The organism is Vibrio sp. M260118 (assembly GCF_036533755.1).
Lineage (GTDB): Bacteria > Pseudomonadota > Gammaproteobacteria > Enterobacterales > Vibrionaceae > Vibrio.
Window position 1 is genome coordinate 1 of record NZ_JATABG010000399.1, and the last position, 3,023, is coordinate 3,023.

The following is a 3,023-nucleotide window of genomic DNA, read 5'->3' on the forward strand; positions in this document are numbered from 1 at the left end:
CACGTGCTTGGCGCTTGCGCTCTTCGCGTAGCTTAGCCATCTCGCTGTTATCTGGTTCAGACTGACCGCTTTGCATCGCAGCAGCTTGCTTCGCTTTTGCTTTAGCGATGGCCGCAGCGACAGCTGGCTTCACTGCTTTCTCTTCAGTCTCAGACTCTGATTTTTGTGCTTTAACACGGGCGATTGCCGCGGCAATTGCGTCATCACCACCGCTTGATTTCATCTCTTTACGACGTTCATCGGCGGCTTTTTTGAAGCGATTTTCGCGCGCGGCCTTATCACGCTCTAGGCGAGCTTTTTTCTCTTCAAAACGGATTTTGGCGCGCTCAGCGGCTTCCGCTTCTTCTTTGCGAGTACGGATCTCTGCTTTGGCTTGACGGTAGTATTGAACCAGTGGGATCTCACTCGGGCAGACAAAGGCACAAGCGCCACACTCAATACAGTCTTTAATATTTAGCTCTTCGCACTTGTCAAACTCTTCTGCTTTTGAGTGCCAGTAGAGCTGCTGTGGAAGCAAAGACGCAGGACACGCTTCCGCACATTGGCCACAACGAATACACGCCATTTCATACTGGTTTGGCGAAATCTCCTTGCGAGTTGGCGCAAGAATACAGTTTGAGGTTTTGGTGATCGGTACCTGCGCATGAGGCAAGGTGAAGCCCATCATAGGCCCGCCCATAATAAGGCGCGGTAGCTTTTTGTCCGCTTGGTAATCGAACTCTTCCAGAAGCGCTTGCACAGGTGTCCCTAGCATGGCCCAAACGTTTCTTGGTTGCTTGAAGGCGTTACCCGTTAAGGTGACAATCCGATCGACTAATGCTTCGCCATCGCACACGGCGCGTTTTATCGCATAAAGTGAACCGACGTTTTGCACTAGAACACCAATATCAGCAGGAATGCCACCATTTGGTACTTCTTTATTGGTCAGAATCTTAATTAGCTGTTTTTCACCGCCTGATGGATACTTAGTCGGTATCACTCGGATGACAATGTCTTTGTGCTCAGCTGCTTGCTGCAAAGCTTCAACCGCTTGTGGTTTATTGTCTTCAACACCAATGACAGTCAGCTTTGGCTTTAAGATATGCTCAACAATTTCAATGCCTTGAATGATATCATCCGCATGTTCTCGCATTAACATATCGTCGGCCGTGATGTATGGCTCACACTCAGCCGCATTGACGATCAAAATCTCTGTTCTAGCCAAACCAGATTGGATTTTTTTCGCGGTAGGAAAACCCGCTCCACCCATACCAGAAACACCCGCTTGGCGAATTTTCTCAATCAGCTCATCAGGCGCTTTTTGAGTAAAGTCGCTCCATGATTCACGCTCACCCCATTGGTCAGCCATGTCAGGCTGAATTACAATACAAGTTTCGCTCAGGCCGGAAGGGTGTGCGGTGGTTCTTGGCTCAATGGCAACCACAGTACCCGAAGTTGGCGCATGTATAGGAAGCATAAAGCTGGTGTCGTATTTGGTCAGTGGCTGGCCTTTAAGAACCTGCTGACCAACTTCCACGGTAATCGTACCGGGTTTACCTATATGTTGTTTAACTGGCAGAACAATTTCATTTGGGATCGACGCTCGGGTCAGCGTTTTTGATACCGATTGTGATTTGTTTTCTGCTGGATGGACTCCTCCAGGGAAGGTCCATAGCGAGCCAGATTTAATTTGTTCGATGAGTGACAGCATACCAGTCCTTAACTCCCGCTTTTCTGCTGACTTGCGGAATCGGTAATATCAACAACGGGAATGGCGTCCATCTGCCACTTCCAGCTCGCTGTAGTGGTTTCTACAGGGATCATTTCAATACAGTCAGTTGGGCATGGCGCAACACACAAATCACAACCTGTACATTCATCTTTAATAACGGTGTGGAGTGCTTTGGTGCCGCCCACTATCGCATCAACAGGGCAAGCCTGAATACACTTGGTACAGCCAATACACATATCTTCGTGGATGAATGCCACGGTTTTCACTGTGTTTTCGAGATCATGTGCCGAGTCAGTCGCTTCAACGCCCATTAAGTCTGCCAGTTTCTCGATGGTAGCCTGGCCACCAGGAGGGCACTTATTAATGTCGTCGCCATTTGCAATCGCTTCTGCATATGGTCGGCAACCCGGATAACCACACTGGCCACACTGGGTCTGAGGTAAAATGTTGTCAATTTGGTCAACGATAGGGTCTGCTTCAACTTTAAAGCGAATTGAAGCGAAACCAAGCATCGCGCCGAAAATAGCGGCGAGTGCAACGATAGCGATAATAGCGATTAGAATTGAGCTCATTACAACTTCACCAACCCTGTGAAGCCCATGAAGGCTAAAGACATAAGTCCTGCAGTGATCATCGCAATCGAAGCGCCTTTAAATGGCACAGGTACATCGGCCGCTGCAATGCGTTCGCGCATTGAGGCAAATAGAATCAGCACTAATGAGAATCCGACCGCCGCGCCAAAGCCGTATACAATCGACTCAATAAAGTTGTGGTTTTCGTTGATGTTCAGTAGTGCAACACCTAAAACCGCACAGTTGGTAGTGATTAGTGGTAAGAAGATTCCTAGTAGGCGATACAGAGTAGGGCTGGTTTTGTGTACTACCATCTCTGTGAATTGAACCACCACGGCGATCACCAAGATAAAGCTCATGGTGCGCAAATATTGCAAGTTGAGCGGGTCTAGGATGTAGTTTTCTACTAGGTACGCGCACACGGAAGCTAAGGTCAAAACGAACGTTGTCGCTAACCCCATTCCGATAGCGGTTTCTAGCTTTTTAGAAACACCCATAAATGGACATAAGCCCAGAAACTTCACCAGTACAAAGTTATTGACCAGCACAGTGCCGACCAACAACAAAAGATATTCGGTCATAGTTATATAATTTAGAAATTCCGATCCCGACATTATCCTGCTTTGCTTGGGTAATAACAACCAAGGAAAGATAAGGTTTTATATTGTTGCATAAAAATTATACGAGATTGCGTTGGAAAAATTGAATAAATACGACCAGCTAAGGGAAATCTGGTGTTC

Annotated in this window: 3 protein-coding genes; all 3 read right to left on the reverse strand. The window is 47.4% G+C overall.

All coding sequences use genetic code 11. From position 1 onward, the window contains the following. Positions 1-1,690: electron transport complex subunit RsxC (rsxC, locus tag QTO00_RS17395; RefSeq protein WP_331425901.1), on the reverse strand; the 1,690-nt coding region annotated here is incomplete at its 3' end. An 8-nt stretch (positions 1,691-1,698) separates the two neighbouring features. Then, entirely contained in the window at positions 1,699-2,283 is a 585-nt protein-coding gene (rsxB, locus tag QTO00_RS17400; protein ID WP_038206599.1) for an electron transport complex subunit RsxB, read from the reverse strand. Continuing rightward, complete coding sequence (gene rsxA / locus QTO00_RS17405) at positions 2,283-2,864, reverse strand: electron transport complex subunit RsxA (RefSeq protein ID WP_331425902.1); 582 nt, start codon at positions 2,862-2,864, stop codon at positions 2,283-2,285. Before rsxA ends, rsxB begins: the two co-directional genes overlap by 1 nt. Between the last annotated feature and the right edge of the window lie 159 nt (positions 2,865-3,023).